The organism is Parapedobacter composti (assembly GCF_900112315.1).
Classification (GTDB): Bacteria; Bacteroidota; Bacteroidia; order Sphingobacteriales; family Sphingobacteriaceae; genus Parapedobacter; species Parapedobacter composti.
In genome coordinates this window covers 162,802-169,510 of sequence record NZ_FOLL01000009.1, presented here as the reverse complement: position 1 = coordinate 169,510, position 6,709 = coordinate 162,802, and the positions used below count along the sequence as shown (strand labels likewise).

Genomic DNA, 6,709 nt, shown 5'->3' with positions numbered 1-6,709 from the left:
GCCACCACCTCGTCCAGCCCGGGCTCGTATACGGGCAGCCTGGAGAGGTCGGGGTCATTCCATGCGGCGATGCGCTTTTCGTTGACGTCCACGACTGTGACGGTAATGTGGGGGCATTGCTGGGCGATGACCGACATGGTCGGTCCGCCGACATAACCCGCCCCGATACAGCAAATGCTTTGAATATTAGTTGTTTTCATATGAACTATAAGCGGGCATCAGTATACTCGCGGTTTAAAACGCCTTTAATATCAAACAAAATACCGTTTGGTGCTTTGATGCGCGGATAATCCAACGCCAGGAAATCCCGGTGGCCCACGGCCACCACAATGGCGTGATAAGGAGCGGCGTCATCCAATGTGCACCGGAGGGCAATGCCATAAGCGGCTTTAACGGCCCGTGCATCGGCCCAGGGGTCGTATACGTGCACATCCAACCCGAACTGCTCCAATTCCTGATAAATATCCACCACGCGGCTGTTGCGCACGTCCGGGCAGTTTTCTTTAAAGGTAATGCCCAGTATCAGCGCCCGTGCGCCTTTGAGGGCAATATCCCGCTGCAGCAGCAGCTTCACCACCTTGCCGGCCACAAAGGCTCCCATTTGTTCATTGACCCGCCTCCCGGAAAGGATAACCGCCGGCAGATAACCGGCTTGCTCGGCCTTGTGCGCGAGGTAATAGGGGTCTACACCGATGCAGTGCCCGCCCACCAGCCCGGGCTTGAACGGAAGGAAGTTCCATTTGGTGCCGGCGGCTTCCAGCACATCCTGCGTGTCGATACCCAAGCGGTCAAAGATGAGCGCCAGCTCGTTCACAAAGGATATGTTCACGTCGCGTTGGGCGTTTTCAACGGCCTTGGCGGCCTCGGCCACCTGGATGCTGGGCGCCCGGTGCGTACCCGCGGTAATGATTTGGCGGTAAAGGGCGTCCACGTGCTCGGCAGCTACCGGGGTGGAGCCGGAGGTAACCTTCACGATGTCTGGCAGGCGGCGCATTTTGTCGCCCGGGCTGACGCGCTCGGGAGAGTAACCGACGGCAAAGTCGCGGTTAAATTGCAGGCCGGAGGCTTCTTCCAGCAGCGGCACACACACTTCTTCCGTGCAGCCGGGGTATACCGTGGATTCGTAGATGACCAGGTCGCCGGGCTTGAGCATACTGCCCACAAGCACGGATGCCTGCGTTAACGGGCGCAGATCGGGCGCCTTGAAGGCATCGATGGGGGTGGGCACGGTGATGATATAAACGGTGCAATCCCGCAGGTCGGCCGGGTGATCCGAAAGGGTAAGGCCAGTGGCAGACGCGGTAGGTGCCGTGACACCCAGAAGGGTCTCCGGCTCCACCTCACGCGTAGGGTCTATGCCGAGTCGCAATTCCCGGATGCGAGTGGCATCGGTATCGAAGCCCAGCACCGGATGCAACCGGGCAAAGGCTACGGCCAATGGGAGTCCTACGTAACCCAGGCCGATAACGGCGATGCGGGCGGATGCTATGGGTGTGTGTTTACTGTCCATTGGAATGAGCAACAAAAGTACTCTTTTTTTTCAACATGCAAAAAATGTTCAGATGGATGATTTCGCCTGAGCAGTCCGGCCGGCGTGCTTAGCGATGACTTGATCCAGCACGGGAAGGAGGTTGGTGCCCACGCTTACGGTGGTAAGCTCGGTGGTGTCTTGCGGGCTGCGGATGCCGGTGGTGATCAAATGGAAGTGGCCGGCGGCAAGCAGCGCTTCGGCATGGGCTTTGGCGGCCTTGCCGTGTTTACCTGCCAGCGTGCTGACATTCAGTTGGAACAGGCAGCCCAAATCAACGAGGTAGCCTACCGCGGGGGGCTTGACTTTGGCGAAAGCCTTCGGCTCATGGTGGAGGATAACGGGGGTGTAGCCGCGCGAGCGGACTTCGAATAAGGCGCCTTTGAGACGTCCGACTGCCGCCCAATCGCGCAGGGTAAAAAGGACAAATTTATCGTAGTGGTCCAGCGGATGCTGCCGTACATAGGCTTCCAGCGATTCATCCAGCCAATAGGTAGGGAGCAGCGTGGTACTTAACCCGGCGACCGTGGGTAGCGCGGGCAATTCCGCGGTGTCGATATCGGGAGGGGCAGCCACCACCGCCTGCTGCACGCCCAGCAACGGGAGGACTTGCAGCACCCCCGCAAGCTGCGCAGGTTCGCGGAGGGCTGCCATGGATAAGCCGAAATCGGTGGTTAATTTGTCTTTGAACGTGAAGGGATATTTCTTACGGATTTTAAACATAGTCATTAGGATATTAGGGTGATGGTAAGGCAGGGTTGATGTGCGATGACGTGTCCAGTGCCTCAAACACGGAATTGTTGCTGATGAACTCCGGTACCAGGATTTTCATTTGCCGCACCAGCTCGGCATCGTCTGCCTTGTGCAGTTGGCCCAGTAACTGGCTGATGTGTTGATTGACCGCGGGATAGGGCGCCCGGCGTACCTGGGCGATGCTGATCTTGGGATGATGGGTGGGCAGCACTCGCTCGGCATTGTTCAGCAGTTCTTCGTACAGTTTCTCGCCGGGCCGTAGCCCGGTGTAGACGATCTGGATGTCTTTACCCTCTTCCAAGCCGGCTAATTGAATCATCTTCCGGGCCAAATCGGCAATGCGGACGGGCTTGCCCATGTCAAACACGAGGATTTGCCCGCCATGGCTCATGGTACCGGCTTCCAGCACCAACTGAACGGCCTCGGGGATGGTCATGAAATATCGGGTAATCTCCGGGTGGGTCACCGTAATGGGACCACCCTGCTCCAGCTGCTTGCGGAAGCGGGGGACCACCGACCCATTGGAACCCAGTACGTTGCCAAAACGGGTGGTGATAAAGCGGGTGCCAGCCCCCGCGGCCTGCTCCGTATCCAGCGCTTGCACGTAAAGTTCCGCCAGGCGCTTGGTGGCGCCCATCACGTTGGTGGGGTTCACGGCCTTGTCTGTGGAAATCATCACAAATCGCCGGACACCGCACTGCACCGCAAGGTCGGCAACAATCTTGGTGCCACCTACGTTGGTGCGGATGGCGGCCGCTGGATGGTGCTCCATCAACGGTACGTGTTTGTAGGCCGCGGCGTGGTATACGATTTCCGGTTGGTGGCGGGTAAAGAGCTGTTCCATACAGGAGGCTTGCGTGACGTCCGCAATGCAGCAAACGAAGCGATCGGCGGGAAAATGACTGCCCAGTTCCAGTTGCAGTTCGTGCAGGGCGCTCTCGGCCTGATCGCAGAGCACGACCCGATGCGGCTCATAACGCAGTACCTGCCGGGCAATTTCAGAACCGATGGAACCGGCCGCGCCGGTAATGAGGACCCGCTTGCCCCGCAGGTCTTCGCCGATTTGGGCGTTGTTCAGCTGGATGGGCGGGCGTTGCAGCAGGTCTTCGATTTGCAGTTGCTTGAGGTGCCGCGAACTGATGCTGCCCGAAAGCCATTCGCTCACCGGCGGAACGGTAAGTATCTGGATGCCCAGGCGCAGGCACCGCTCCATCAGTACCTTGCGGTCGCGCTGATCGAGATGTTCCTTGGCCAGCACCAGGTGGGTAAGTCCTTTTGCGTGTTGGAGCAGCGGCAGGTCTTTGAGGTGGTACACCGGGCGCTGCTCAATGGTGCTGCGCAGCCGGCTGCGGTTGTGATCAATGAACGCGCAGATGCGGACGCTCATGCCGGGCATGTTTTCCAGGGCCTGGCGGATCATCACTGCCCCGTGGTCCGTACCGTAAATGGCAGCGACCAACTGCTGCTCAGTGCGGTACTGGACGAGCATAAAATGGATTTCTTTGATGAACAGCCGCATGATCACCAGCAGGAGTGTACCCACAGCCCAGCTGGCGCCCAACAAGGCCAGCGGGCCGCGAGAGGCGGTGAAAAACGCGGCTGGCCATATGGCGGTCCAGCTCAGGCCAAGCAGCAGGTGGGTGAGTAACGTGGCGCCGACGGCGCGGCTAACATCGGCTGTGTTGGTGTAGCGGACCAGCCCGCGATGCATGCGGAAGGCCAACAGCGCGGCTACCGCGCAGGGCAGGAAGACAGCGGCAAGGTGTATGAGGGGAATGGATCCATCATAAAGCGGGAAAGGCCCGCGCACCAGCCAATAAGCAGCGGATAATCCGAACAGCAGCAGGCAACCATCGGCGAGCAGTACCGACCACCGGGGGAAATTCCGGGCAAAAACTACATGGGGTAAATTCATTACGCGGCGTGTTTAGAGCGAAAAATACCCACCCCGCTAATCCAACTTGTTTCGCGCGACAAAGATAGTAACTCTTTATTGCGTTTAAGTTAAAAAATAGAAAAATTTTTATATCCTTTAGAATATATTCGCTATTACCGTCTTCGCAAGCGCTGAAGGAGGCTTTTCCACCGGCTTTGGTGAACTTCCGCACCGTAACCGTAACCGTAGCCATATCCGTAACCATAGCCATACCCATTTTCGGCCTTCGCATCGTTCATCACCACCATCACGTGCTTAAGTTTTTTGTTGTCCACTACGTCTTTGATGATGTACAGATTTTGTTTGAAGGTGTAATTGTAACGGATGAGGTAAGCAACCAAGTCGGTATGCTTGCCCAGCAGGAAGGCATCGGCCACCTGCCCTACTGGCGAAGTGTCTACTAAGATATAATCAAACGATGTCCGGAGCTGGGAAAATAGTGCTTCGATACGCGGATGGGTGAGCAGTTCTGCCGGATTCGGGGGGATGGGGCCAGCACCGATGAACGACAGGCCCTCGACCTCCGTGGAAGGAATAACCAAATCGTCCAGCGTTAACGAGGCATCCACCACGAAATTGGTGATGCCGGGTTTGATGGCATCGATGCCCAGGTCTTTGAGCACCCGGGGACGGCGGATGTCAAACTCGAGCAGCACCACGCGCTTGCCGGTGATGGCCAGTGTGGCGGCCAGGTTAATGCTGAAAAAGGTTTTGCCCTCCCAACTCATGCTGGAGGTGGTCATGATAACCTGCGTGGCACCACTGTGCGGCGATACAAAACCCAGATTGGTGCGGATAAGCCGGAACAGTTCGGCAATTTCTGTGCGGGCCGTGCGGTTCACCACCAGCACTTCCCCGCTGTCGCTGTGGCTGAGCTCGCCCAATACGGGTACGTCCACCACGCGTTCTACATCCTTGAGCTGCTGCACCTTGTCATTCAACAAGTCTTTGGCGTAAAGCGCTGCTACCGGAATGCCGAACCCAGCAACCAAGGCTAGTAGGTAAATGAGCATGGGTTTAGGCTTAACTGGCTGGTCTCCCGCCATGGCCACGTCGATGGTGCGGGAATTGCTGACGTTGGAGGCCAGGGATATGGCGGCTTCTTCCCGCTTTTGGAGCAGGTAGCCGTACAGCGCCTCTTTGATGCCTTGCTCCCGCTGGATTTCCAGCAGATTGCGCTCAATGGAGGGGACGCTCTGGATGCGCGAGCGGAACTGTCCGGTATTAGTCTTGAGGTTGTTCAGCGTAATCTGTAGGCCGTTTTTGATGTTCCCGAGATTTTCCAGGATGTTATTCCGCAAGTTCGCCAACTGGTCATCCACTGCGGTGACGAGCGGGCTGGTCTCCGGCGTGGTACGCAACAAGCGGATGCGTTCCAACTGCAGTTCATTGAAGCGGGCGATGAGCCCCTGCAGCGTGGCGTCCGCAATGTTCAATGCGCTGGGCACCAGTTCGTTTTTGTTGTCGCTCCGCCGGAGGTACTGTTCGATGGATTCCAGCACGCTCAACTGGGTCTCATACTCGGCCAGGCGCCGGTTGTATTCGCTGGCTTCCTCTAAATATCGTTCGGCTTCGGCACTGACGTTGGTAATCTCATGCTGCCGTTTGTATTGCTCCACGTTGCGTTCCACCTCGGAAAGTTCCGTGACCAGGAAGTTCAGCCGCTCATCGATGAACTTGACCGTATTGGCGGCGATCTGGTTTTTGTCTTCCACCGCTTCACGGTTGTAAACTTCCACCAGCTTGTTTATGAGGTCTACGCCTTTGGCGACGACGGGCTCTACCAGCTCAATGGTAATGACGCTGGCGTCTTTATTGACGGGATTAATTTGCAGCGCTCCATTATAACGGCGCGCCAGCTTACGAAGGTCGTTGAATTGGATCCGGATAGTTTTGCCGGGCTCGGGTTGTTGGTTGGCTGTCACCGTAAACGTGCCATACGAGCGACTAATAGCGGTTCCCAACGCGAAAGCTTCCTTGAAGCCGTCGCCTTCATTCAGTTCAAATCGATTGTCGTCCGTGAATCGAAGCAGTACGTCTTGTTTAAAGGCCGCGGAATCCAGCCGGTTAATGGTAACGGTAACAGGAGAGTTTTTGTATAGCTCGGTGATCTTTACATTACCTTCGTGGTAATAAGAGACCTGTAGGTTCAACTCTGTAAGTACTCGCTGCATTAGGCCTTTGCTTTTCAGTACTTCAATCTCGTTGAAAATATTCTGGTTCGACTGGAAGATGCCCAAATCAGAAAACGCGGCGGTAGCGTCGCCCAACGCGGCGCTGCCGCCTTTTTTATCATCTTTGATGAGCAGCGTGCTGGTGATTTGGAATTGGGGCGTAGTGTAGCGGAGGTATAAATAGGCTGCTACCAAGCACAAAGACAGAGCAATAGCAAACCAATGCCAATGTCGTACGTAGTTCCGTAACAGCGCTTTAAAGTCGATTTGTGTTTCTTCTGTCAAAGGCGAGTTAGTGATAGGATTCATGCAAAGTAT

The 6,709-nt window shown here is 56.4% G+C and carries 4 protein-coding genes and 1 pseudogene; all 5 read right to left on the bottom strand.

All coding sequences use genetic code 11. The features are described from left to right. Positions 1 to 200, bottom strand: a pseudogene (locus BM030_RS11370) (nucleotide sugar dehydrogenase); the annotation flags it as partial. Between the two features lie 5 nt (positions 201 to 205). Beyond that, positions 206 to 1,510, bottom strand: a complete 1,305-nt coding sequence (locus BM030_RS11365; protein WP_090973715.1) for a nucleotide sugar dehydrogenase — start codon at positions 1,508 to 1,510, stop codon at positions 206 to 208. Between the two features lie 48 nt (positions 1,511 to 1,558). After that, positions 1,559 to 2,257, bottom strand: a complete 699-nt coding sequence (locus BM030_RS11360; RefSeq protein ID WP_139215882.1) for a CpsB/CapC family capsule biosynthesis tyrosine phosphatase — start codon at positions 2,255 to 2,257, stop codon at positions 1,559 to 1,561. A 7-nt stretch (positions 2,258 to 2,264) separates the two neighbouring features. Next, complete coding sequence (locus tag BM030_RS11355) at positions 2,265 to 3,824, bottom strand: polysaccharide biosynthesis protein (RefSeq protein WP_170845711.1); 1,560 nt, start codon at positions 3,822 to 3,824, stop codon at positions 2,265 to 2,267. A 506-nt stretch (positions 3,825 to 4,330) separates the two neighbouring features. Then, positions 4,331 to 6,700 carry a GumC family protein gene (locus tag BM030_RS11350; RefSeq protein WP_090973712.1) on the bottom strand — a complete coding sequence of 790 codons (2,370 nt, stop codon included), beginning with the start codon at positions 6,698 to 6,700 and terminating at the stop codon, positions 4,331 to 4,333. Positions 6,701 to 6,709: the final 9 nt, after the last annotated feature.

Coding starts and splice junctions, on each gene's coding strand:
- BM030_RS11365 (WP_090973715.1), bottom strand. CDS start 1,510: ATGGACAGTAAACACACACCCATAGCATCCGCCCGCATCGCCGTTATC.
- BM030_RS11350 (WP_090973712.1), bottom strand. CDS start 6,700: ATGAATCCTATCACTAACTCGCCTTTGACAGAAGAAACACAAATCGAC.
- BM030_RS11360 (WP_139215882.1), bottom strand. CDS start 2,257: ATGACTATGTTTAAAATCCGTAAGAAATATCCCTTCACGTTCAAAGAC.